The sequence below is a fragment of the Bradyrhizobium sp. LMG 9283 genome, assembly GCF_045571415.1.
In the GTDB taxonomy this organism is placed as follows: Bacteria; Pseudomonadota; Alphaproteobacteria; order Rhizobiales; family Xanthobacteraceae; genus Bradyrhizobium.
Window position 1 is genome coordinate 8,119,213 of sequence record NZ_CP120691.1, and the last position, 23,077, is coordinate 8,142,289.

Consider the following 23,077-nt stretch of genomic DNA (forward strand, 5'->3'; position numbering starts at 1 on the left):
CACGATGCCCATCCTCCCCTGGAGGGGGAGGATCGGTTCGCATGCAGCGCAGCGGAATGCGGACCGAGGTGGGGTGAAGCCACGAACGCGATCGCACTGAGAACCTCGAGCAGGACACGCGAGCAGCGAGATCGCGGATGGTCTGTCACCCCACCCCGCTCGCGCTGCGCGCGATCGACCCTCCCCCTCGAGGGGAGGGTAAGGGGCCTCATCCCTTCGGCGGCGCCAGTGGCTGCACGATCTCCTTGAACGGTGCCAGTGCCTCGCAACGCTCGGCATGCGCCGACAGCGCCGGGTAACGCGCAGGCTCGAACAGCTGCGGGTGCGCCTCGCGGGTGAAGCGGACGACGCAGGCCACCGCGACGTCGGCGTGGCCGATGCGATCGCCCAGCCAGTACGGCGTCGTCACCTTGGCCCGCTCGGCTTCGAGCACGCCGAGCACGTCAGCGATCTGCGCCTGGCAGCGCTCGACCCACAGCGCCAGCTGCTCCTTCCGCAGCACACGCTCGTAGAGCAGGCTCACCGCCTTGTCGCCGAGCCCGGAGGCAAGCGCGCAGATGCGCAAGTGCTTGCGCCGCTCGATGCCACCTCGTGGCAGCATTGCCTTCCCGGGTCCGACGAGATCGTCGAGATAATCGAGGATGATCGTGCTCTCGATCAGCGCCTCGCCGTCATCGAGCACCAGGGTCGGCACGCGGCGCAGCGGATTGTAGGGCGCGATCTTGTCGGCATCGCCGAAGGTCGACCACGGTCTGTGCTCGAAGGCGAGCCCGTAAAGCCGGAGCGCAATCGCGACACGGCGGACGAAGGGGGAATCATATTGGCCGATCAGGAACATGGCTCTCGCTCTTGTCAGTCGTGGGATATAGCAGGGCGCGCGAGTTCATCGCCAATGCGCGTGGATCGCAACAACTATCTTGGAAGGAGAGCATTGCGCGCGACGCAACAAAAGGGGATCAATGCGGCGCCGACCAGCCGGGAGTTTGTCATGTCCTTGCGATACTTCACCGTCCTCGTCCTGCTCGCCGCTGCAAGCACCGCGCATGCCCAGGACCGCCCGACCGGCTTCCTGACGCCGTCGAAGAACATCGCCTGCCAGTTCTTCACAGAGAACGGACAGGGTGTGCTCCGCTGCGACATCATGAACATGGACGCGCGCCCGCACCGGCCAGCCGACTGCGAACTCGACTATGGCAACGCCTTCGAGATGAGCGCGAAGGGGGCTGCGGGGCGCATCTGCGCCGGCGACATGGTGATGGATGCCTCGCTGCCGGTGCTCGCCTACGGCGGGGTGTGGCAGCGCGGGGGATTTACTTGCCGGTCGGAGCAGACGGGGCTGACTTGCTTCAACGCGATGCAGCGGGGGTTCTCGCTGGCGCGGGGAAAGCAGGAGGTGTTTTGAGGAGTAGCCCGCATGAGCGAAGCGACATGCGGGGACTTCTTGAGGGCTTCCCCGGATATCGCTCCGCTCATCCGGGCTACGGCCGCGCGCACTATTCGATGATGGGCACGTGCTTCGCCGCCGTCCGCGGCGCGGTGCCGTCGAGGCGCGGGTCGTCGGCGATCTCGATCTGGCGGCGGAACGGGCGAAAGCCGGAGCGCTGATAGAACGCGACGGCCGCTGGATGGTCGAGCGTGCAGGTGTGCACCCAGACCCGGCGGACGTTGCGAGACCAGGCAAGCTCCAGCGCGCGGTTCATCAGAAAGCGGGCGGCGCCGGTGCCAATCAAGGGTGCGGTGACGCCGAAATAGACGAGCTCGCACTGGCCGGGCTCGCGGAAGTCGAGTTCGAGCAGGCCTTCATCGCGGCCGTCCACGACCAGAGAGTAGATCTCGATTTCAGGCGCGCGGATGATTGCGGCGAGCTCGGTGTCTGTCATACGGGCTCGCGAAAACCACAGCCAATCGTCGCCGACGCGGCGGAAGAGTTCGCGGTACCAGTGGAGCGCGGGCGTGTCGACCTTGCGCAGGATCCAGGCGCCAGGGGGATCGTCGCGGCGCGCGGGAGGCGCGGTCATCTCCAGATGCGTGACGACCGCCGCGATCTTGCCGGCGGGCACGTCGGAATAGCCGTCGGGGAGGATCATTTTTCTCCACAACCGTGTAGCCCGGATGGAGCGAAGCGCAATCCGGGATTTGTGCCACAAGCGACAGCGGTCCCGGATTGCGCTTCGCTCCATCCGGGCTACGAAGTTTACCGCTAGCCCTCCCCCTCGTCGCTCGCCAGCACGCCTTTCACCGCCCGCGCCCATCCAGCGAGCTTCCGCTGCCGAGTCGCCTCGCTCATGTTCGGCTTGAAGCGATGCTCGAGGCGCCAATTGTCGGCGAATTTGGTCGGCTCGGGATAGACGCCCGCATTGAGGCCGGCGAGATAGGCGGCGCCCAGCGCCGTGGTCTCCTGGATCACGGGGCGGTCGACGGGGGCATCCAGGAGATCGGCGAGGCGCTGCATGGTCCAGTCGGAGGCGGTCATGCCGCCGTCGACGCGCAGCACGACGCTTGCGGTTTCCGAGCTCGGCCAGTCCGCGCGCATCGCGGCCCAGAGGTCGAAGGTCTGGTAGCAGACGCTTTCGAGCGCGGCATGGGCGAGCTCGGCGGGGCCGGTGTTGCGGGTGAGGCCGAACAGCGCGCCGCGCACGCGCGGATTCCAGTAGGGCGCGCCCATGCCGACGAAGGCGGGGACGAGATAGACGCTCTGCATGGAGTCGGACTGATCAGCAAGAGGTCCGGTTTCGGCGGCGTGCTTGATGATGCCGAGGCCGTCGCGCAGCCATTGCACCGCGCTGCCGGCGACAAAGATCGAGCCTTCGAGCGCGTAGGTGCGTTTGCCATCGAGCTGATAGGCGACAGTGGTGAGCAGCTTGTTCTTGGAGACCACCGGCGTCGTGCCGGTGTTGAGCAAGGCAAAGCAGCCGGTGCCGTAAGTGGATTTCATCATGCCCGGGCGGAAGCAGGCCTGGCCGATGGTGGCGGCTTGCTGATCGCCGGCAATGCCGGAGATGGCAATGGGGCCGCCGAACAGGTCCGGCGTGCTCTCGCCGAAACGGGCGGAGGAATCCTTCACCTCGGGCAGCATCGAGCGCGGCACGCCGATGATCTCCAGCAACTCGTCGTCCCACTCGCCGGTGTGGATGTTGAACAGCAGCGTGCGCGAAGCGTTGGTGGCGTCGGTAGCGTGCACCTTGCCGCCGGTGAGACGCCAGAGCAGGTAGCAATCGATGGTGCCGAACATCAATTCGCCGCGCGCGGCGCGTGCCCGGGCGCCGGGGACGTGGTCGAGGATCCAGGCGACCTTGGTGCCAGAGAAATAGGGATCGATGATCAGGCCGGTCTTCTGCGAGATCACGGGCTCGCGGCCGTCGGCTTTCAGCTTGGCGCAGATATCCGCGGTGCGGCGGTCTTGCCACACGATGGCGCGGTGCACGGCCTGCCCGGTGGCGCGGTCCCACACCACCGTGGTCTCGCGCTGATTGGTGATGCCGATCGCGGCGATGTCCTTTGCGCTGATGCCGGCATGCTCGATGGCCTCGCGGCAGACCATCACGGTCGAGGTCCAGATGTCCTCCGGCTCGTGCTCGACCCAGCCCGAGGCCGGAAAATGCTGCGGAAACTCGGCCTGCGCCTTCGCCGCAATGGAAATATCGCCGCGAAACACGATCGCGCGCGAGGAGGTGGTGCCCTGGTCGATGGCGAGGACGAAAGACATGGCGGCGTACCTTGGCGTTTTCCCTGGAGGGGATCATTGCGTCGCGGCAAAGGGAGCGGATTAGGGCGGCAAGGTCAAGGTTGGTCTCTCTTACCCTCCCCTGGAGGGGGAGGGTCGACCGCGCGCAGCGCGGACGGGGTGGGGTGAAGCCACAAAGGCGGCCTTTCTTGCGGCGAAGAGCATCTCCACCGTGCCATTCCGAAACACCGCATTCGTGGATAGTCTGTCACCCCACCCCGCTGCGCATTGCATGCGCAGCGACCCTCCCCCTCCAGGGTAGGGGAATCGCATATGGCGCTAGAGGGGTATTGCAAAGGGGTTGGAACTGGATTCTTAGGGTGTCTCTCGCTTCTCGAGGGAGCCCTGAATGCGCAAGCTCAAGCGCCTGTTTCGACCGCTCAAGGATCCGCGCGCCAGCAACACCCGACACGATCTGGTGGATGTCCTTGTCATTGCATTGGCAGCCACGCTGGCTGGCGCCAAGACCTGCACCGAGTTCGAGTTCTTTGGCCAAGGCCGCGAGGAGCTGTTGCGGCGATTTCTGGAGCTCAGGCACGGCATTCCGAGCCACGATACGTTCAGCAACGTCTTCCGTGCGTTGGACCCGAAGGGTCTGGAAGCGGTTTTGCGCAAGTTCAGCAAGAGCTTCGGCATCAAGGGGTGGTCAGCATCGACGGCAAGGCTCTGCGCGGAGCCTTCACGCGTGGCCGGCAGGCCACGCCACTGCATATGGTCAATGTCTGGGCGGCCGGCACTCGCATGGCGTTGGCTCAGCGGAAGGCTCCCAATCGCAACGAGGTTGCCGGGGCTCTCGAAGTCCTGGCGCTGCTCGATCTGGACGGGGCTCTTGTCACCGCCGACGCCTTGCATTGCCGGCCCGACACCGCACAGGCCATCCGCGACCGGAAGGGGCACTACGTGTTGGCCATCAAGAGCAACCGTGGCCGGCTCTTCAAGGCCGTCAAGACGCTGATCGACACAGCCCGAAAGCCCGCACGGGCGAGTCAACGGAAGGCCGCCGCGCACGGCCGCGTCGAGCGCCGGCAGGCCATCGTCGCGCCGGCGCCACAGTTGGCGAAGCAATATGACTTCCCCGCTATCGCCGCCGTCGCTCGCATCGACAGTTGGCGCGCCAACTCTGGCAAGACCGCCAAGCATACGGTCCGATACTTCCTGGCCTCGCGCCTGCTGTCGGCCAAAAAGCTGCTCGAGGTCGTGCGTACCCACTGGAGCATCGAGAACAACCTGCACTGGGTCCTCGACGTTCTGTTCGATGAGGATGCCTGCCGCAGCCGCAAGGATCACGCTGCGGAAAATCTCGCCCTCATCCGCAAGCTGGCCATCAATACGCTGCAGGCAACCCCCGGTCCTGCGCGCATCAGCCATAAAATGCTCCAAGCCAGATGGAATAATGACTTCCTTCTCTCCACCCTCGGCCATATGCGATAGCCCTACCCTCCAGGGGAGGGTAAGAGAAGAAGCGCTCGAGACATTACGTTCGGCGATGCCTCAATGGTGCGGCTTCTGCTTCGCGCGATTCGTACAGCTCGATATAGATGCGTTCGAGCACAGCGGTCAGGTCACTCACGATCTCCGAATTCCAGAAACGGATGACGCGATAGCCTTCGTTTTCGAGCCAGCGTTGGCGTTCGAGGTCGCGGGCGGCCACATTGTCCTCGTTGTGGTGTCCACCGTCGAGTTCGATGATGAGGCGCTTGGCTGGCAAGAAGAAATCAACCACGTAAGGACCGAGCGGCGCTTGCCGGCGGAAGTGCGAGCCGTCCATCGGAAGTTCTTTGAGGGCGCGCCACAGCATCCGCTCATGCGGCGTGGTGTTCGCTCTCAGCTTCTTCGCGGCGGCGCGTCGGATCGATGTCGAGACCATTGCCGTGGCTTCACCCCACCCCGCTCGCGCTTCGCGCGAGCGACCCACGGGCGAGCTGCGTTCGTCCCGGACCCCTCCAGGGGAGGGTAAGGAAAGCGCGCTCGCGTTACAATTGCAAGTAGTGGGACGGCTACACCGCCGCTGTGGTGACGCCGCCATCGATGACGATGGTCTGGCCGGTCATGAAGCTCGAAGCGTCGGAGGCGAGGTAGGCGACGGCACCGGCGATTTCGTCGGGTTCGCCGATGCGGCGGAGCGGGGTGGTGGCGGTGCGGCGCTTCAGGTTGGCTTCGTCTTCCCAGAGCGCGCGGGCGAAATCGGTCTTGACGAGGCCGGGCGCGATGCAGTTGACCCGGACGCCCTTCGGGCCCCATTCGCCGGCGAGCGAGCGGCACAGCGCGAAATCGGCGGCTTTGGAGATGCCGTAGGCGCCGATCACGGTGGAGCCGCGCAAGCCCCCGATCGAGGAGATGATGATCACGGAGCCGTTGCCGCGCTCGGCCATCTCAGGGATCGCGAGCGCGGCGAGCCAGATGTTGCTCTTGACGTTCGAGCCCATGATCTTGTCGAAGGCTTCATCGGTGATGTCGAGCAGCGGGCCGTAATAGGGATTGACCGCGGCATTGCAGACGAGAATGTCGATCTTGCCGTAGTGCTTGGTGCTACCCGCGATCAGCGCCTCGACCTCGTTCTTGCGCGCGATGTTGCAGGGGATGACGATGGCATCGCCGCCGGCCGCAATGATGCCATCGGCGACTTCCTTGCAGGCGTCGGCCTTGCGCGAGGAGACGACCACCTTGGCGCCGAGTTTCGCCAGCAGTTCGGCGGAGGAGCGGCCGATGCCGCGGCTGGAGCCGGTGACGACCGCGACCTTGCCGGTGAGATCGAACGGGGTGTTTTTCATTGATGTTGTTCCGCTGCTTCAACAACCTCCGTCATTGCGAGGAGCGAAGCGACGAAGCAATCCAGACTGCCTCAACGGAAAGATCCTGGATTGCTTCCCTTCGCTCGCAATGACGACGTGGAGAGATCCCGGGCTCATCGCTTCGTGATGCCTCGGGATGACAGTCCTTGTGTGGCTTAGATCAACCCACCGGCGTCCGCGACCCGGCGCTGGTGGTAGTCGGTGTCGCCAAAGGTGTTCTCGATCATGGTGAGGCGCTTGAAGTAGTGGCCGATCTTCGCCTCCATGGTCATGCCGATGCCGCCGTGGAGCTGGATCGACTGCTGGCCGACAAATTTCAGCGACTTGCCGATCTGCACCTTGGCCGCAGCGATCGCATTGGTGCGCTCCTTGGCGTCCTCGAAATCGTTCGCCATGGTCGCGAACATCGACATCGAGCGTGCCTGCTCGGCGGCCACGAACATGTCGGAGGCGCGGTGCTGGAGCGACTGGAACGAGCCGATCGCGACGCCGAACTGTTTTCTGGTCTTGATGTACTCGACGGTGGTCTTGAGCGATTCATCCATCAGTCCGACCGCCTCGGCACAGAGTGCGACGCGGGCTTCATCGACCACGCGCTCGATCAGTGCGAGCGAATCCTCGGGGTTGCCGAGCACGGCGTCCGGGCCGACCTCGACGCCGGTGAAGGTGATGTCGGCAGCGTGCAGGCCGTCCTGGGTCGGATAGCCCTTCTTGGCGACGCCCTTGGCATTCGCGGGGACCAGGAACACGCCGATACCCGTCTTGTCGCGGCGATCGCCCTTGGTGCGCGCGGTGACTAGAAGCGTGTCGGCATTCTCACCGTTGAGCACGACGAATTTCTCGCCGTCGATGATCCAGCCATCGCCCTTCTTCTTCGCGGTCGTCGAGACGTCGAAGAGATCGTAGCGCGAGTTCTTCTCGAGCTGGGCGAAGGCGAGCGTCTTGCTGCCGTCGATGATCCCGGGCACATGCGCGGCCTTCTGCGCATCGGTGGCGGCGTGGCGCAGGAAACCGCCGCCGATCACCACCGTCGCCAGATAAGGCTCGAGCACCAGCGCCTTGCCGAGCGCCTCCATCACGATCATGGTCTCGACGCCGCCGCCGCCGAAACCGCCATCGGCCTCAGCGAAGGGCAGGCCGAGCAGGCCCTGCTCGGCGAGCTTGAGCCAGACGGTTTTGCTCCAGCCGCCCTTCTCCTTCATGTACTTCTTGCGGCTCTCGAAATCGTAGGAATCGGTCAAGAGGCCGTCGATGCTTTCCTTGAGAAGCCGCTGCTCCTCGGACAGATCAAAATCCATTTCTGTTTCCTCGAGTCAAAAGTGTCTGCGTTGCGAGGGGCTCTTCACCTCTCCCCGCTTGCGGGGAGAGGTCGGATTGCATCGAAGATGCAATCCGGGTGAGGGGGTACCGCTATCTCGGCAATCTCTGCGCGGAGAGAGCCCCTCACCCCACCCCTCTCCCCGTAAGAACGGGAAGAGGGAGAAGAGCATCACAGCCCCAGCACCGCCTTGGCGATGATGTTGCGCTGGATCTCGTTGGAGCCGCCGTAGATCGAGACCTTGCGGTTGTTGAAGTAGCTCGGCGCGATCTGGGCGGTCCAGTCCATGGCTTCGTTGGAGCCGTCATCGCCATGCACGTCATAAGGCGCGGCGAAGGGACCGATCACTTCCATCAGGAGCTCGGTGGTGGTCTGCTGGATCTCCGAGCCCTTGATCTTCAGAACTGACGAAGCCGGGTTGGGCTTGCCCTTGCCGTGCTTGCCCTCGTCGGCGACGACGCGCAGCTGTGTGAGCTCGAGCGCCTTCAGCTCGATCTCGCAGGCCGCCAGCTTCTCGCGGAAGGCAGGATCCTGGATGATCGGCTTGCCGCCGGATTCGACCTTGGAGGCGAGATCCTTGATGCGGCGGATGCGCTCCTTGGAGACGCCGACGCGGGCGATGCCGGTGCGCTCATTGCCGAGCAGGAACTTTGCGTAGTCCCAACCCTTGTTCTCCTCGCCGATCAGGTTCTCGATCGGGACTTCCACGTCGTCGAAGAAGACTTCGTTGACCTCATGGCCGCCGTCGATGGTCTGGATCGGGCGCACGGTGACGCCCTTCGACTTCATCGAGAACACGATGAAGGAGATGCCCATCTGCTTCTTGGCATTGTTGTCGGTGCGGCAGAGGCAGAAGATCATGTCGGCGTGCTGGGCGAGCGTGGTCCAGGTCTTCTGGCCGTTGATGATCCACTTGTCGCCACGGCGCTCGGCCTTGGTCTTGAGCGAAGCAAGATCGGAGCCGGAGCCGGGCTCCGAAAAACCCTGGCACCACCAGTCGTCGACATTGGCGATGCGCGGAAGATATTTCTTCTTCTGCTCCTCGTTGCCGAACGTGTAGATGACGGGGCCGACCATGCTGACGCCGAAGGCGAGCGGCTGCGGCGCGGGATGCGCCTGCAGCTCCTCGTTGAAGATGTAGTGCTGCACGGCGGTCCACCCGGTGCCGCCATATTCCTTCGGCCAGTGGCTGACGCCCCAGCCCTTCTTGTTGAGGATGCGCCACCACGTCACCATCTCGTCCTTGGTGAGATGACGGCCCTCGACCAGCTTGCGCCGCGTGTCCGGCGGCACGTTGTCGCGGAAGAACTGCCGCACTTCCTCGCGAAACGCCTGCTCTTCTTTCGTGAATGCGAGATCCATCGGATCCTCCTGTGAGCGATTTTTATGTTGCCGTCTTAACGACGGCAGTTACTGCAGCACCTCGAACAGCCCCGCAGCGCCCATGCCACCACCGACGCACATGGTGACGACCGCGTATTTCGCCTTGCGGCGGCGGCCTTCGATCAAAGCGTGACCGGTGAGGCGTGCGCCAGACATGCCGTAGGGATGGCCGACCGAAATCGCGCCGCCATTGACGTTGATCTTGTCAGGGTCGATGCCGAGCTTGTCGCGGCAATAGAGCACCTGCACCGCGAAGGCTTCGTTGAGCTTCCAGGGGCCGATGTCGTCGACCGTCAGGCCGTGGCGCTTGAGCAGGCGCGGCACGGCGAAGACCGGGCCGATGCCCATCTCGTCCGGCTCGCAGCCGGCGGAGACGAAGCCGCGGAAGATGCCGAGCGGCGCAAGGCCGCGCTTGGCGGCTTCCTTGTCGCTCATGATGACGGAGGCGCTGGCACCGTCGGAGAGCTGGCTGGCATTGCCGGCGGTGATGGTGAACCCCTCGCCGCGCACAGGCTTGAGGCCGGCGAGGCCTTCGATCGTGGTCTCGGGACGCGGACCCTCGTCCTGCGACAGGGTGACCTCTTTCATCGACACCGCGCCGGTCGCCTTGTCGGTGACCGCCATCTGCGTCGTGATCGGTGCGATCTCCTCCTTGAACTTGCCGCCTTGCTGGGCCGCGGCGGTGCGGCGCTGGCTCTCGAGAGAGTACTCGTCCTGCTTCTCACGCGAGATGCCGTAGCGCTTGGCGACGACCTCGGCGGTGTCGATCATGGGCATGTAGACCTCGCCCTTGATCTTCAGCAGCGCCGGGTCCTGCGCATGGAAGCCGTTCATCTTGTCGTTCTGCACGAGGCTGATCGACTCGCCGCCACCGCCGACCGCGATCTCGACGTCGTCGAAAATGACCGAGCGCGCGGCGAGCGCGATCGCCTGCAGGCCCGAGGCGCATTGCCGGTCGATCGTGGTGCCGGCGACGGTGACGGGAAGTCCGGCGCGCAGCAGTGCCTTGCGGGCGATGTTGCCGCCGGTCGCGCCCTGCTGCAGCGCTGCACCCATCACAACGTCCTCGACCTCCTTCGGATCGACTTTTGCGCGCGCGACAGCCTCGCCGATGGCATGGCCGAGCAGCGTTGCGCCCTCGGTGGCATTGAGCGCGCCGCGATAGGCTTTGCCGATCGGGGTGCGGGCGGTGGAAACGATGACGGCGTCGGTCAAGCGCGACCTCCTGATGCATGTTGAATGGATTGTGACGGCTTCTGCTGCTGGCGCAATTCGTGGCGCGACAATTTTCCGACCGGCGTGCGCGGCAGGTCGGCGACGAACTCGACCGCCGCCGGCAGCTCGTGCTTGCCGAGCTTGCCGGCCAGCTGCGCACGCAGTTCCTCAAGCGAGAACGGCTTTGCGTCGGGCTTCAGCTTGATGAAGGCTTTGGCGGCTTCGCCCCGATACTGGTCGGGGATGCCGAGCACGATCACCTCGTGCACGCCCGGGATGGTGTAGATCGCCTGCTCGATCATCTGCGGATAGACGTTGAAGCCGCCGGAGATGATCATGTCCTTCTTGCGGTCGACCAGGAAGAAATAGCCGTCGGTGTCGACATAGCCGATATCGCCGGTGAGGAAGCGGCCGTCGACGAAGGCCTCCGCGGATCCCTCCGGCTTGTTCCAGTAGCCCTTGGTGACGTTCGGGCCCTTGATGCGGATTTCGCCGACCTCGCCTGATGGCAGCACGCGTTTGGGATCGTCGAGCGCGACCACGTCGAGCTCGATGCCCGGCAGCATCAGGCCGATCGAGCCGGGCTTGTCGGGACCCGTCGGTGGATGGCCGGTGCCGGGCGAACAGGTCTCGGTCATGCCCCAGCCGCTGCGCAGCTTCTTGCCGACCTTGCGCTCGAAGAAGCTCGCGATCTCCACCGGCAGCGGCGCGCCGCCAGAGCCGATGGTGGCGAGCGAGGAAAAGTCGCGCTTGTCGAGGTCGGGGAGCGCGGCGATTGCGATCCACATCGTCGGCACGCCCGGGAAATAGGTCGCGCGTTTCACTTCGATGTCGCGCATTACGGCTTCGACGTCGAAGCGCTGATGCAGCGAGATCAGATTGCCGCGGCTCAGCGAGGACAGCAGCACGACGGTGAGCGCGTAGATGTGGAACAGCGGCAGCACGCAGATCACGCGCTCGATCACGTCGCCGCGCGCGGCACGCGACGGCTTGCCCCAGACGTCGTAGATCGACACCGCCGCGGTGAGATTGCCGTGCGTCAGCATCGCGCCCTTGGGCAGGCCGGTGGTGCCGCCGGTGTATTGCAGCAGCGCGACGTCGTCGGCCGCAACTTGCGGCCACTCAGCCGGCGCGGTCGCGCCCTCGACAAAGGCCTTGAAGGTGACGATACGGGGATCATTGGGGATCGCCGCCTGCGGCGTGCCGATCTTGCCCCAATGGTCGTCCTCGCAGACGACGAGGCGATCGATCAGGCCCTTCTCTAGAAATTTCAGCGCGGTCGGCAGCAGCGCCTGGAGGTTCGAGGTCACGAGCAGGCGCGAGCCGGAGTCGGAGACCTTGTGGGTCAGCGCGATCTCGCCGTCGAGCGGCGACAGATGCGCAACGCGGCTGCCGGCCTTCAGCGCGCCGAAGAAATTGACGGGGTGGTCGGGCGTGTTGCCGAGGAACAGCGCGACGGAGCTGTTCTTGCCGCAGCCGGCGCGCAGGAACGCGGCGGCCGCGCGCTCGGCCATCCCTGCGAGCTCGGTGTAGCTGATCGGACGGTCGCGGAACTCCAGCGCGGTGCGCGGGCCGTAATCGGCGGCGGCTTTCGCCAAGAGGTCAGGCAGCGTGCCCTGGACGATGGTGTCGTCCCACCGCACGCCCTCGGGATAAAACTGTTCGCCGGGATGGGTCATTGCTTGCTTAACCACAGGGACAGTCATTCCGGGGCGGCTCGAAGAGCCGAACCCGGAATCTCGAGATTCCGGGTTCGCCCTGCGGGCGCCCCGGAATGACTGAGAGTTGGAGCGTAAAGCCCCATCACGCCGCCTTCGACGCCGCCGCCAGCGAGGCGAACGTCTTGCCTTCGGCCGCCAGCTTCTTCAGCAGCGGGGCGGGCTCGAGGCTCGGATCGTTGGTCTCCTTGGCGTAGAAGGCAAGACGGTCGGCGATGTGCTTGAGGCCGACGGTGTCGGCCCAGTACATCGGGCCACCGCGATAGATCGGCCAGCCGTAGCCGTAGAGCCAGACCACGTCGATGTCGGAGGGACGCGCCGCGATGCCCTCTTCGAGGATCTTGGCGCCCTCGTTGATCATCGGGTACATCATGCGCTCGAGGATCTCCTCGTCGCTGACGACGCGCTTCTTGCGGCCGAGGCGGAGAAGCGTCTCGTCGATCAGCTTCTCGACCTCCGGATCGGGCAGCGGCGCACGGGAGCCGGCTTCATACTTGTAGTAGCCCTTGCCGGTCTTCTGGCCGAAGCGGCCGGCTTCGCACAAAGCGTCCGCGATCTCCGACTTGATGCCGCGGTCTTTGCGAGAACGCCAGCCGATGTCGAGGCCGGCGAGGTCGCCCATCGCGAACGGCCCCATCGGCATGCCGAATTTTGTCACCACCGCATCGACCTGCTGCGGCAGCGCGCCTTCGAACAGGAGCTTCTCGGCCTGCTTGCCGCGCTGCGCCAGCATGCGGTTGCCGACGAAGCCATCACAGACGCCGACAACGGCCGGCACCTTCGCGATCTTGCGTGCGATCGTGACCGCCGTCACGAGAGCGTCCGGCGCGGTCTTGTCGGCGCGCACGATCTCGCACAGCTTCATGACATTGGCCGGCGAGAAGAAGTGCATGCCGAGCACGTCCTGCGGACGCTTGGTCGACTTCGCGATCTCGTCGATGTTCAGATACGAGGTGTTGGAGGCGAGCACCGCGCCGGGCTTGGCGTACTGGTCGAGCTTGCCGAACACCTCCTTCTTCACCGCCATAGTCTCGAACACGGCCTCGATGACGAGGTCGGCATCGCCGACATTCTCGATGCCGACCTTGCCGTCGATTAGCGCCATGCGCTTGGCGGGCGCATCGGCCGGGATGCCGCCGCGCGCTGCGGTCGCTTCCCAGTTCTTCTGCATGATGCCCATGCCGCGCTTGAGCTGCTCCTCGCCGGTCTCGATCAGCGTGACGGGAACGCCGGCATTGGCAAAGGACATCGCGATGCCGCCGCCCATGGTGCCGGCGCCGAGAATGGCGACACGGTTAACGGGGCGCGGCTTGGTGCCTTCAGGCACGCCCGCGATCTTGTTGGCCTCGCGCTCGGCGAAGAAGGCGTAGCGCTGCGCCTTGGACTGGTCGCTGGCGACGAGCTTGAGGAAGCCCTCGCGCTCCTTCTTCAGACCTTCGTCGAACGGCAGGTCGATGGCATAGCCGACGGCATCCGCGGCCGCGAACGGCGCCTCCAGGCCGCGCGACTTCTTGGTCATGGCCGCAACCGCATTGGTGAAGATCGAGCGGTCGGCCTTGGCGGCCGCGAGCTTGGAATCGTCGTCGCGCAGCCGGCGCAGCGGGCGCTTCTCGGCGAGCAGCTTGCGCACGAAGGCTTCGCCGCCCGACGCCGGTCCTTCGACGATCTCCTCGATCAAACCGTTCTTCAGCGCTTCCGCGGCACCGATGGGATCGCCGCCGACGATCATCTTGACGGCGAGCTCTGGGCCCACTGCACGCGGCAGGCGCTGGGTGCCGCCAGCACCCGGCAACAGGCCAAGCTTCACCTCGGGCAGACCGAGCTTGGCTTCTTTCACCGCCACGCGGAAATGGCAGGCGAGCGCGACCTCGAGGCCGCCGCCGAGCGCAGTGCCGTGGATCGCGGCGACCACGGGCTTCGGCGAATTTTCGATCTCGGACAGCACGTCGTTGAGCGCGGGCGGCTTCGGCGGCTTGCCGAACTCGGTGATGTCGGCACCGGCGATGAAGGTGCGGCCGGCGCAGGTCAGCACGATGCCCTTCATCGCGGGATCCGCGATTGCAGCCTTGATGCACTCGAGGATACCACCGCGGACTGCGGCACTCAGCGCATTGACCGGCGGGCTGTTGACCGTGACGATCCCGACTTCATCATGACGCTCAAGCTTGACCACTTCGCTCACGGTGTCCCTCCTTGGTGGGAATTTACTTTTGTTCGATTTCGCGCTGCGGAATTTAATTCCGCATCTTGACGGCAGGGTTATTTTGAAGCACGGACGTTGTCAACGACTCCGCGCAAGAAGCAGATCAGGGATGAAGCGTACAGGAAAGAAGACTGCGACCGATCGGAATTTCGTCGTCGCGCTTTCCCGCGGACTGGATGTATTGCGCGCGTTCCAACCCAATGACGGCCTGCTCGGCAATCAGGAGATCGCGGCGCGGACAAATCTGCCCAAGCCAACCGTGTCGCGGCTGACCTACACGTTGACCAAGCTCGGCTATCTGACGCCGGTTCCCCGGTTCGAGAAGTACCAGCTCGCACCCGCAGCGATGTCGCTCGGCTACGCGGCATTAGCCAATCTGGGCGTTCGGCATTTGTCCGAGCCGTTCCGCGAGGAAGTGATGCGCGCGACCGGCGGCGCCGTCGCCGTCGGCGGCCGCGACCGTCACAGCATGATCTATTTCGGGCAGAGTCGCGGGAGCGAGACGGTCGGTGTTCAACTTGACGTCGGCTCGCGCGTCCCGATTGCAACTACCGCGATGGGCCGCGCCTATTACTGGGCGCTCGACGACGAGGGTCGCGCTGAAGTGTCGCGCATTCTGCGCGAACATTACGGCAGCCGCTGGCCGAAGATGCGCGACGGTTTGGAGCGGTCCGGCGAGATCATCGCGAAATACGGCTTCGCCATTTCGGTCGGAGATTGGCACGACGACATCGGCGCCGCCGGCGTGGCACTCAAGCTCAACGACGGAACTGGGCCCTATGCATTTAATTGCGGCGCGCCCGCATTCCGCTTCACGGAAGAACGTTTGATCAACGACATTGGACCGCGTCTGCTTGCGATGGTAAGGAACATCGAAGCGGCGCTCGGGGGTCTGATGCCGCATTCCAAAAAAGACATCAGCAAAAAGCTGAAATCAGGAGGAAAAGTTGCGCGTGTGGCCGAGGGGTTCAGATAGCATTTGTCATCATCGGGAGCGGTTCGCATCGCCCCATCGCTCACTGAACGACGTGAGCGAGACGAGATGACGCAGGCCCAGCTCGCGCGGGGGACATCGCCCCTGCTCGCAGTTCGCGACGTCAGCGTCGTGTTCGGCGGCATCGTTGCGCTCAACGGTGTGTCCTTCGACATGCACAAGGGCCAGATCCTCGGATTGATCGGCCCCAACGGCGCCGGCAAGACCACGCTGTTCAACTGCCTCAGCCGGCTCTACCAGCCGTCGTCCGGCGACATCCTGATGGAAGGCGTGAGCATCCTGTCGCGGCCGCCGCACCGGATCGCCGAGATCGGCATCGGCCGCACCTTCCAGAACGTGGCGCTGTTTCCGAATCTATCGGTGATGGACAATGTCCGCGTCGGCGCACATTCGAAGACCTCCAGCGACATCATCAGCGACTCCTTGAGGCTTGCCTGGGTCCGGCGCAGCGAGACCAGTGTCAACAAGAAGGTGCACGAGATCCTCGCCTATCTCGACCTCGAGGACGTCGCCCACACCATCGTCTCCGGCCTGCCCTTCGGCACACAGAAGCGGGTCGAGCTGGCGCGCGCGCTGGCGGCCGACCCGAAGATCCTGCTGCTCGACGAGCCGGCCGGCGGCCTCAATCATGAGGAAGTCCATGTGCTGGGCGACCTCATCCGCCGCATCCGCGATGAGCGCCACATGACCGTGCTGCTGGTCGAGCACCATATGGGCCTCGTGATGTCGATTGCCGACCATGTCGTCGCGCTCAATTTCGGCAAGAAGCTCGCGGAAGGCACCCCCGCGCAGGTGCAGGCGGACCCCGACGTCATCAAGGCCTATCTCGGGAGCAAAGACCAATGACGACACTGCTCAACGTCAAGGATTTGCGCGCCTATTACGGCCAGGTCCAGGCGCTCCATGGCCTGTCGTTCTCGCTCAACGAGGGATCGCTGACGACGCTGCTCGGGGCCAACGGCGCCGGCAAGACCACGACTCTGCGCGCGATCTGCAACATGGTGCGCTCGACCGGCGCGATCGAGTTCGACGGCAAGCCGCTGAACAACCGCTCGACCGAGAACATCGTGCGGTTCGGCATCGCCCATGTACCGCAGGGCCGCGGCACCTTCACCAACATGACGGTGGAGGAGAACCTCCAGCTCGGGGCGATCACCCGCAAGGACAGCGCCGGCATCGTCTCCGATATCGAGCGCATGTATGCGCATTTCCCTGTGCTAAAGCAGCGGCACACCCAGCAGGCCGGCACCCTCTCCGGCGGCGAGCAGCAGATGCTCGCGGTTGCGCGCGCGTTGATGCTGCGGCCGCGGCTGATGCTGCTGGACGAGCCGTCCTTCGGCCTCGCGCCGCTAGTGGTGCGCGACCTGTTCGGCATTCTCGGCAAGATCAATCGCGAGGACAAGGTGTCGATCCTGGTGGTCGAGCAGAACGCCCAGCTCGCGCTCGAGCTTGCCGACCACGCCTACGTGATCGAGACCGGACGCATCGTCATGTCGGGCAAGGCCAAGGACATCGCGAACAACGAAGAAATCCGCAAATCCTATCTGGGTTACTGAGGGAGCCGGGACAATGGAGCTCTTTACCAACCAAGTCCTGGCCGGCATCGCCACGGGCGCGATTTATGCCTGCATGGCGCTCGCCGTGGTCATGATCTACCAGGCCATCGACCATCTCAACTTCGCGCAAGGCGAGATGGCGATGTTTGCGACTTTCGTCTCATGGCAGCTGATGCAGTGGGGCGTGCCCTATTGGGGCGCTTTCGCGATTACGCTGGTCTTCGCCTTTGTCGGCGGCATCGCCATCGAGCGCATCCTGTTCAAGCCGCTCGCCAAGGCGCCGATCCTGACCAACGTCGCCGGCTTCATCGCGCTGTTTGCGATCATCAACTCCTCGGCAGGCCTGATCTGGGACTTCACCATCAAGCAGTATCCGACCCCGTTCGGCTCCTCGCCGTTCCTGGGCAGCCAGCTGATCTCGACCCACCAGGCCGGCATGATCGGTGTCACCCTGCTGCTCCTGGTCGCGCTCTACTTCTTCTTTCAGTACACCCGGATCGGGCTCGCCATGCGAGCCGCCGCCTCGTTGCCTGAATCGGCGCGGCTCGTCGGTATTAATACATCCTGGATGATCGCACTCGGCTGGGGCATGGCTTCTGCCATTGGCGCGATTGCCGGCATGCTGATCGCACCGGTCGTATTCCTGGAACCCAACATGATGGTCGGCGTCCTGCTCTATGGCTTTGCTGCGGCTGTGCTCGGCGGCCTGACCTCGCCGCTCGGCGCCGTGGTCGGCGGCTTCCTGATGGGCATCTTCGAGAACCTTGTCGGCACCTACATTCCCGGCATCGGCAACGAGCTGAAGCTCCCGATCGCGCTCGCGCTGATCATCTCCGTCCTGGTCGTCAAACCCGCTGGCCTGTTCGGCCGGCACATCGTCAAGCGAGTTTGATCATGAGCGCAGTAGAAGAAGTCGTTGAAGGCCACGAGGCGGTCGAGGCGGTTCCGAAGCGGGCCATGACGCTGGGCACCGGCACCTCGCTTGTAGTGCTGGCAGCCCTGTTGATCGTGCCGGTGTTCGTCAAGAACTTCATCATCTTCCAGATGACGATGCTCCTGATCTACGGGCTTGCGGTGCTGGCTCTGAACATCCTGACCGGCGGCTCCGGCCAGTTCTCGCTCGGCCAGAGCGCGTTCTATGCCGTCGGCGCCTATACCTCGGCGGTGCTGATGGAGCACGCCAACATCAACTACGCGCTGACCATTCCGATCTCCGCCGCGATCTGCTTCGCGTTCGGTTACCTGTTCGGCAAGCCGGCGCTGCGACTGTCCGGTGTCTATCTCGCGCTCGCGACTTTCGCGCTCGCCACCGCGATGCCGCAGCTGTTGAAGCTGAACTTCCTCGAGCACTGGACCGGCGGCGTGCAAGGCCTTGTTGTCACCAAGCCTGATGCGCCGTTCGGCCTGCCGATGTCGCAGGACATGTGGCTCTACTACTTTTCACTCGCCGTTGTACTCGCGATCTACATCTTCTCGGTGAACCTGTTGCGCTCACGCTCGGGGCGCGCCTTCATGGCGATCCGCGACAACGAGATCGCGGCTTCGGCCATGGGCGTCGACGTCGCGCTCTACAAGACGCTGGCCTTCGGCGTCTCCGCCGCCATCACCGGCGTTGCCGGCTCGCTCGGCGCCATCGCAGTGCAATTCGTGGCGCCGGACAGCTTCACGATCAACCTCGCAATCTCTCTGTTCCTCGGCATGGTCGTCGGCGGCGTCGGCTGGCTGCCCGGCTCGTTCGTCGGAGCGGCCTTCATCATCTTCGTGCCGAACATGGCGGAAAGTATCTCCAAGGGCCTCTCCGGTGCCGTGTTCGGCGTGCTGTTGTTCCTCGTCATCTACCTCGTGCCGCATGGCGCAAGGCAGGTCGCGATCATAGGCCAGCAACTCATCGGCAAGCTCAGGAAAAACTAGAAACTCTCACGGACTGTTGTTTAACGAAGGAGACCCAATTGCTTTTCGGAAGAACACTACGAGCCGCCGCGCTGGTCACGGCAACGGCGGCCATCACTCTCACCTCCGGCGCTGCACTCGCCCAAAAGAAATACGACACCGGCGCGTCCGATACCGAGATCAAGATCGGCAACATCATGCCGTACAGCGGTCCGGCGTCGGCCTATGGCATCATCGGCAAGACCGAAGAAGCCTATTTCAAGATGATCAACGACAAGGGCGGCATCAACGGGCGCAAAATCAATTTCGTGACCTATGACGACGGCTATTCGCCGCCGAAAGCCGTCGAGCAGGTCCGCAAGCTGGTCGAGAGCGACGAGGTGCTGACCGTCTTCAATCCGCTCGGCACGCCCTCGAACACGGCGATCCAGAAATACCTCAACGCCAAGAAAATCCCGCAGCTCTTCGTCGCCACCGGCGCGACCAAGTGGAACGATCCGAAGAACTTCCCCTGGACCATGGGCTGGCAGCCCTCCTACCAGAGCGAAGCGCACATCTACGCGAAATGGCTGATGAAGGAGAAACCCGACGCCAAGATCGCGATCCTCTATCAGAACGACGATTTCGGCAAAGACTACCTCAAGGGCACCAAGGACGGGCTCGGCGCCAAGGCCTCATCCATGATCATCATGGAAGAGAGCTATGAGGTCTCCGAGCCGTCGATCGACGGCCACATCGTCAAGATCAAGGCGGCCAATCCCGACGTGCTGCTGATCTATGCGACGCCGAAGTTCGCGGCCCAGACCATCAAGAAGACCGCCGAGCTCAGCTGGAAGCCGCTCCAGATCCTCACCAACGTGTCGATCTCGGTCGGCAGCGTGATGAAGCCGGCCGGCTTCGAGAATGCGCAGGGCGTGCTGTCGGCGGCCTATGCCAAGGATTCGACGGATCCGCAGTGGTCCAACGACCCCGGCATGAAGAGGTGGAACGAGTTCGTCGACAAGTACATGCCGGGTGCCGACAAGTCCGACACCAGCATGGTCTATGGCTACGGCGCCGCGTCGACCCTGGCCAAGGTACTGGAAATGTGCGGTGACGATCTCACCCGCGCCAACCTCATGAAGCAGGCGGCGAGCCTGAAGGACTTTGCGCCGGATACCCTGCTGCCCGGCGTCAAGATCAGCACCAGCGCCACCGACTTCGCTCCGATCGCGCAGCTCCAGATGATGCGCTTCAAGGGCGAGAGGTGGGAACTGTTCGGCGAGATCATCAGCGGCGACGTCGCCTCCGAATGACACGCTGATGCAACAATTCAGCGCGAAGAGCCCCCGCGGGCAACCGCGGGGGCTTTTTGTTGACGTCTGGCCGCAATCTTGTTCAATGCGGCCGATCCAGCTCGGGGTAGGAGAACAATGACTGCCGTTCGTTTTCAGGTTGCGACCCTCTGGGTCGCATTCGCGTTGTGCACTGCAATGAGCAGCGAAGTGCTGGCGCAGAAGAAATACGACAGCGGCGCCTCCGATACCGAGATCAAGATCGGTAACATCATGCCCTATAGCGGCCCGGCCTCCGCCTATGCCGCAATCGGCAAGGCCGAGGAAGCCTATTTCAACAAGGTCAATGCCGAGGGCGGCATCAACGGCCGTAAGATCAAGTTCATCTCCTATGACGACGCGTATTCGCCGCCGAAAACGGTCGAGCAGGCCCGCAAGCTGGTCGAGAGCGACGGTGTGCTCTTGATCTTCGGCTCGCTCGGCACCTCCACCAACAGCGCCATCCGCAAATACATGAACGAGAAGAAGGTGCCGCAATTGTTCGTGGCGAGCGGCGCGTCGAAATGGAACGATCCCAAGCAATATCCCTGGACCATGGGGTGGCAGCCTAGCTACGTGAGCGAGGCGCGCATCTACGCCAAGTACATCATGAAGGAGAAGCCGGACGGAAAGATCGGCGTGCTCTACCAAAACGACGATTTCGGCAAGGACTATATAAAGGGGCTGAAGGAGGGCCTTGGGCCCAAAGCGGCGATGATCGTGCTGGAAGAAGCCTACGATACCTCCGAGCCCGCAATCGACGAGCATATCGTGAAGCTGAAAGCGTCCGGCGCCGACGTCTTCCTCAGCATCACCACACCGAAATTCACGGCGCAGGCGATCAAGAAGGCGGCGGAGATCAATTGGCACCCGATCCACATCATCTCCAACGTCTCCGCCTCGGTCGGCGGCGTGATCGAACCGGCTGGGTTCGAGATCTCGCAAGGCATCCTGTCGGCGAGCTACACCAAGGACGGCTCCGATCCGCAGTGGAATGCCGATGACGGCATGACGAAGTTCTACAATTTCCTCGCCCAATATGACCCCAAGGCCAACAAGCTCGATGCCGGCGTGGTGTTCGGCTATGCCGCCGCACAGACCATGGTGAAGGTGCTGCAGATGTGCGGCGACGATCTCACCCGTGAGAACGTCATGAAGCAGGCGGCCAGCCTGAAGGACTTCGAACCTGATACGCTGCTGCCCGGCATCAAGATCAACACCGCTCCGGACGATTTCGCTCCGATCGAACAACTCCAGATGATGCGCTTCAAAGGCAAAAGATGGGAGCTGGTCGGCGAGATCATTTCCAGCGAGCTCGCGCATTGAGCACCCCGGCGCGCAATTCAAAATAGCTGATATTCAGCGAGACAATCTCAGCGCGGCCGAGCGACGACGCGCCCCATCTCGCGCGCCGGAATATTCCGCATCGTCTCAAAAAAAAGAGCGCCTCGCCGCGGTGTCTCCGGCGGGGCGTTCTCCTTGCTGGCCGCCCGGGAAGGGTATTGAATGTGCGTCGGAGTGACGGGCAAAGATCGCTCCCAACCAAGAACAATCGACACATTCAAACCGACCTAGGGAGAGCAAGATGCCTGCAATGCAAGTGCGTTTGGGGGCCTTCTCGGCTGCCCTCGTGCTGGCTGCCACGCTGTCCACGACAGCGTTCGCGCAGAAGAAATACGACGCCGGCGCATCCGACACCGAAATCAAGATCGGCAACATCATGCCCTACAGCGGTCCCGCGTCCGCTTACGGCGTGATCGGCAAGACCGAAGAGGCCTATTTCCGCAAGATCAACGCAGAAGGCGGCATCAACGGCCGCAAGATCAACTTCATCACCTATGACGACGCCTATTCGCCGCCGAAGACGGTGGAGCAGGCCCGCAAGCTCGTCGAGAGCGACGAGGTTCTGCTGATCTTCAACTCGCTCGGCACGCCGCCTAACTCGGCGATCCAGAAATACATGAACTCCAAAAAGGTGCCGCAGCTCTTCGTCGCCACCGGCGCCACCAAGTGGAACGATCCGAAAGATTTCCCCTGGACCATGGGCTGGCAGCCCAACTACCAGAGCGAATCGCAGATTTACGCAAAGTACATCCTGAAGAACCATCCCGACGCCAAGATCGGCGTGCTCTATCAGAACGACGATTACGGCAAGGACTATCTGAAGGGCTTCAAGGACGGACTTGGGACCAAGGCCTCGATGATCATCATCGAGGACAGCTATGAAGTCTCCGAGCCGACCATCGACTCCCACATCGTCAGGCTGAAGTCATCCGGCGCGGACGTGTTCTTCAACATCACGACGCCGAAATTCGCGGCGCAGGCGATCAAGAAGAATGCGGAGATCGGCTGGAAGCCGCTCCATTTTCTCAACAACGTGTCGGCATCGATCGGCAGCGTGATCAAGCCGGCAGGCTTCGAGAACGCGCAGGGCATCATCTCCTCGCAATATTTCAAGGATCCCACCGATCCGCAGTGGAAGGACGATCCCGCGATGAAGGCCTGGAACGAGTTCCTGGACAAATACTATCCCGAGGCCAACCGGGCCGACGCTTCGGTGATGTACGGCTTCATCGTGTCCCAGGGTCTCGTGCAGGTGCTGAAGGCCTGCGGCGACAATCTGACGCGTGAGAACGTGATGAAGCAGGCGGCCAGCCTCAAGGATTTCGAACCGCTCGGCCTGCTACCGGGTGTCAAGGTTAACACCAGCCCCACCGACTTTGCTCCGATCTCCCAGTTGCAGCTCATCCGCTTCAAGGGAGAAGCCTGGGAGCGGTTCGGCGACGTTCTCAGCAGCGACGTCGGAGGCTAGGGGATCGACTGGCGTGATTAACGACTAAAGACGCAGCCCCTGCGGCCAAGTCGCAGGGGCTTTTCCTTGAAGCTTTCGGGCAAATCGTATTGAATTGCGGTCGCGCCGCCAAAAAAAACCGAGACAAGAAAAGGGACGCACACACCAAGACAAACAGGG

The 23,077-nt window shown here is 63.5% G+C and carries 19 protein-coding genes and 1 pseudogene; 10 read left to right on the plus strand and 10 right to left on the minus strand.

Annotated elements, in window-relative coordinates; all coding sequences use genetic code 11:
• Positions 1 to 208: 208 nt before the first annotated feature.
• Positions 209 to 838, minus strand: a complete 630-nt coding sequence (locus tag P6U29_RS37785) for a glutathione S-transferase family protein (RefSeq protein WP_407115190.1) — start codon at positions 836 to 838, stop codon at positions 209 to 211.
• A 54-nt stretch (positions 839 to 892) separates the two neighbouring features.
• On the opposite strand from P6U29_RS37785, the gene P6U29_RS37790 reads away from it, so the two are divergent.
• Positions 893 to 1,402 (plus strand): DUF6636 domain-containing protein, encoded by a 510-nt coding sequence (locus P6U29_RS37790; RefSeq protein WP_407115191.1) that lies wholly within the window; start codon positions 893 to 895, stop codon positions 1,400 to 1,402.
• 91 nt (positions 1,403 to 1,493) lie between these two features.
• Here P6U29_RS37790 and P6U29_RS37795 read toward each other — a convergent pair whose 3' ends face one another.
• Together P6U29_RS37795 and glpK are read right to left on the minus strand one after the other, a co-directional pair.
• Positions 1,494 to 2,087, minus strand: coding sequence for a GNAT family N-acetyltransferase (locus P6U29_RS37795; RefSeq protein ID WP_407115192.1), 594 nt, complete (start codon positions 2,085 to 2,087; stop codon positions 1,494 to 1,496).
• Between the two features lie 113 nt (positions 2,088 to 2,200).
• A complete protein-coding gene (gene glpK, locus P6U29_RS37800; protein ID WP_407115193.1) occupies positions 2,201 to 3,706 on the minus strand; it encodes a glycerol kinase GlpK in 1,506 nt (501 codons plus the stop codon).
• 367 nt (positions 3,707 to 4,073) lie between these two features.
• On the opposite strand from glpK, the pseudogene P6U29_RS37805 reads away from it, so the two are divergent.
• Positions 4,074 to 5,155, plus strand: a pseudogene (locus P6U29_RS37805) (ISAs1 family transposase).
• 43 nt (positions 5,156 to 5,198) lie between these two features.
• Here the strand turns inward: P6U29_RS37805 and P6U29_RS37810 are convergent.
• The 7 genes from P6U29_RS37810 to P6U29_RS37840 all read right to left on the minus strand — a co-directional run bounded on the left by P6U29_RS37810 (position 5,199) and on the right by P6U29_RS37840 (position 14,332).
• Complete coding sequence (locus P6U29_RS37810; RefSeq protein ID WP_407115194.1) at positions 5,199 to 5,591, minus strand: endonuclease domain-containing protein; 393 nt, start codon at positions 5,589 to 5,591, stop codon at positions 5,199 to 5,201.
• 130 nt (positions 5,592 to 5,721) lie between these two features.
• The gene (locus P6U29_RS37815; RefSeq protein ID WP_407115195.1) at positions 5,722 to 6,495 is read right to left on the minus strand and encodes an SDR family NAD(P)-dependent oxidoreductase; all 774 of its coding nucleotides are present in this window, start codon (positions 6,493 to 6,495) and stop codon (positions 5,722 to 5,724) included.
• Positions 6,496 to 6,671: 176 nt separating this feature from the next.
• A complete protein-coding gene (gene pimD / locus P6U29_RS37820) occupies positions 6,672 to 7,814 on the minus strand; it encodes a pimeloyl-CoA dehydrogenase small subunit (protein ID WP_407115196.1) in 1,143 nt (380 codons plus the stop codon).
• 191 nt (positions 7,815 to 8,005) lie between these two features.
• Positions 8,006 to 9,196: a pimeloyl-CoA dehydrogenase large subunit gene (pimC, locus tag P6U29_RS37825; RefSeq protein WP_407115197.1), complete on the minus strand. Its 1,191-nt coding sequence runs from the start codon at positions 9,194 to 9,196 to the stop codon at positions 8,006 to 8,008.
• Between the two features lie 48 nt (positions 9,197 to 9,244).
• Positions 9,245 to 10,432: an acetyl-CoA C-acyltransferase gene (locus P6U29_RS37830; RefSeq protein ID WP_407115198.1), complete on the minus strand. Its 1,188-nt coding sequence runs from the start codon at positions 10,430 to 10,432 to the stop codon at positions 9,245 to 9,247.
• Positions 10,429 to 12,111, minus strand: coding sequence for a dicarboxylate--CoA ligase PimA (gene pimA / locus P6U29_RS37835; protein ID WP_407115199.1), 1,683 nt, complete (start codon positions 12,109 to 12,111; stop codon positions 10,429 to 10,431). Before pimA ends, P6U29_RS37830 begins: the two co-directional genes overlap by 4 nt.
• Before the next feature lie 124 nt (positions 12,112 to 12,235).
• Positions 12,236 to 14,332, minus strand: coding sequence for a 3-hydroxyacyl-CoA dehydrogenase NAD-binding domain-containing protein (locus P6U29_RS37840; protein WP_407115200.1), 2,097 nt, complete (start codon positions 14,330 to 14,332; stop codon positions 12,236 to 12,238).
• Positions 14,333 to 14,462: 130 nt separating this feature from the next.
• Between P6U29_RS37840 and P6U29_RS37845 the strand changes: the two genes are divergently transcribed.
• The 8 genes from P6U29_RS37845 to P6U29_RS37880 all read left to right on the plus strand — a co-directional run bounded on the left by P6U29_RS37845 (position 14,463) and on the right by P6U29_RS37880 (position 22,918).
• Positions 14,463 to 15,329: an IclR family transcriptional regulator gene (locus P6U29_RS37845; RefSeq protein ID WP_407119544.1), complete on the plus strand. Its 867-nt coding sequence runs from the start codon at positions 14,463 to 14,465 to the stop codon at positions 15,327 to 15,329.
• A gap of 66 nt (positions 15,330 to 15,395) precedes the next feature.
• Positions 15,396 to 16,193, plus strand: a complete 798-nt coding sequence (locus tag P6U29_RS37850) for an ABC transporter ATP-binding protein (protein WP_407115201.1) — start codon at positions 15,396 to 15,398, stop codon at positions 16,191 to 16,193.
• Entirely contained in the window at positions 16,190 to 16,903 is a 714-nt protein-coding gene (locus P6U29_RS37855; RefSeq protein ID WP_407115202.1) for an ABC transporter ATP-binding protein, read from the plus strand. The genes P6U29_RS37850 and P6U29_RS37855 overlap by 4 nt, the downstream gene beginning before the upstream one ends.
• Positions 16,904 to 16,916: 13 nt before the next feature.
• Positions 16,917 to 17,795: a branched-chain amino acid ABC transporter permease gene (locus tag P6U29_RS37860; RefSeq protein ID WP_407115203.1), complete on the plus strand. Its 879-nt coding sequence runs from the start codon at positions 16,917 to 16,919 to the stop codon at positions 17,793 to 17,795.
• 2 nt (positions 17,796 to 17,797) lie between these two features.
• Positions 17,798 to 18,814 (plus strand): branched-chain amino acid ABC transporter permease, encoded by a 1,017-nt coding sequence (locus P6U29_RS37865; protein WP_407115204.1) that lies wholly within the window; start codon positions 17,798 to 17,800, stop codon positions 18,812 to 18,814.
• Positions 18,815 to 18,852: 38 nt separating this feature from the next.
• A complete protein-coding gene (locus tag P6U29_RS37870) occupies positions 18,853 to 20,088 on the plus strand; it encodes an ABC transporter substrate-binding protein (RefSeq protein WP_407115205.1) in 1,236 nt (411 codons plus the stop codon).
• Positions 20,089 to 20,205: 117 nt separating this feature from the next.
• The gene (locus P6U29_RS37875; protein WP_407115206.1) at positions 20,206 to 21,432 is read left to right on the plus strand and encodes an ABC transporter substrate-binding protein; all 1,227 of its coding nucleotides are present in this window, start codon (positions 20,206 to 20,208) and stop codon (positions 21,430 to 21,432) included.
• Positions 21,433 to 21,691: 259 nt separating this feature from the next.
• On the plus strand, positions 21,692 to 22,918 hold the full coding sequence (locus P6U29_RS37880; RefSeq protein WP_407115207.1) for an ABC transporter substrate-binding protein: 1,227 nt from the start codon (positions 21,692 to 21,694) through the stop codon (positions 22,916 to 22,918).
• Positions 22,919 to 23,077 lie beyond the last annotated feature (159 nt).

Bases quoted from the DNA above. Each gene is read 5' to 3' on its own strand.
- P6U29_RS37785 (WP_407115190.1), bottom strand. From the start codon at position 838: ATGTTCCTGATCGGCCAATATGATTCCCCCTTCGTCCGCCGTGTCGCG.
- P6U29_RS37790 (WP_407115191.1), top strand. From the start codon at position 893: ATGCGCGTGGATCGCAACAACTATCTTGGAAGGAGAGCATTGCGCGCG.
- P6U29_RS37795 (WP_407115192.1), bottom strand. From the start codon at position 2,087: ATGATCCTCCCCGACGGCTATTCCGACGTGCCCGCCGGCAAGATCGCG.
- glpK (WP_407115193.1), bottom strand. From the start codon at position 3,706: ATGTCTTTCGTCCTCGCCATCGACCAGGGCACCACCTCCTCGCGCGCG.
- P6U29_RS37810 (WP_407115194.1), bottom strand. From the start codon at position 5,591: ATGGTCTCGACATCGATCCGACGCGCCGCCGCGAAGAAGCTGAGAGCG.
- P6U29_RS37815 (WP_407115195.1), bottom strand. From the start codon at position 6,495: ATGAAAAACACCCCGTTCGATCTCACCGGCAAGGTCGCGGTCGTCACC.
- pimD (WP_407115196.1), bottom strand. From the start codon at position 7,814: ATGGATTTTGATCTGTCCGAGGAGCAGCGGCTTCTCAAGGAAAGCATC.
- pimC (WP_407115197.1), bottom strand. From the start codon at position 9,196: ATGGATCTCGCATTCACGAAAGAAGAGCAGGCGTTTCGCGAGGAAGTG.
- pimA (WP_407115199.1), bottom strand. From the start codon at position 12,111: ATGACCCATCCCGGCGAACAGTTTTATCCCGAGGGCGTGCGGTGGGAC.
- P6U29_RS37845 (WP_407119544.1), top strand. From the start codon at position 14,463: ATGAAGCGTACAGGAAAGAAGACTGCGACCGATCGGAATTTCGTCGTC.
- P6U29_RS37850 (WP_407115201.1), top strand. From the start codon at position 15,396: ATGACGCAGGCCCAGCTCGCGCGGGGGACATCGCCCCTGCTCGCAGTT.
- P6U29_RS37855 (WP_407115202.1), top strand. From the start codon at position 16,190: ATGACGACACTGCTCAACGTCAAGGATTTGCGCGCCTATTACGGCCAG.
- P6U29_RS37860 (WP_407115203.1), top strand. From the start codon at position 16,917: ATGGAGCTCTTTACCAACCAAGTCCTGGCCGGCATCGCCACGGGCGCG.
- P6U29_RS37865 (WP_407115204.1), top strand. From the start codon at position 17,798: ATGAGCGCAGTAGAAGAAGTCGTTGAAGGCCACGAGGCGGTCGAGGCG.
- P6U29_RS37875 (WP_407115206.1), top strand. From the start codon at position 20,206: ATGACTGCCGTTCGTTTTCAGGTTGCGACCCTCTGGGTCGCATTCGCG.
- P6U29_RS37880 (WP_407115207.1), top strand. From the start codon at position 21,692: ATGCCTGCAATGCAAGTGCGTTTGGGGGCCTTCTCGGCTGCCCTCGTG.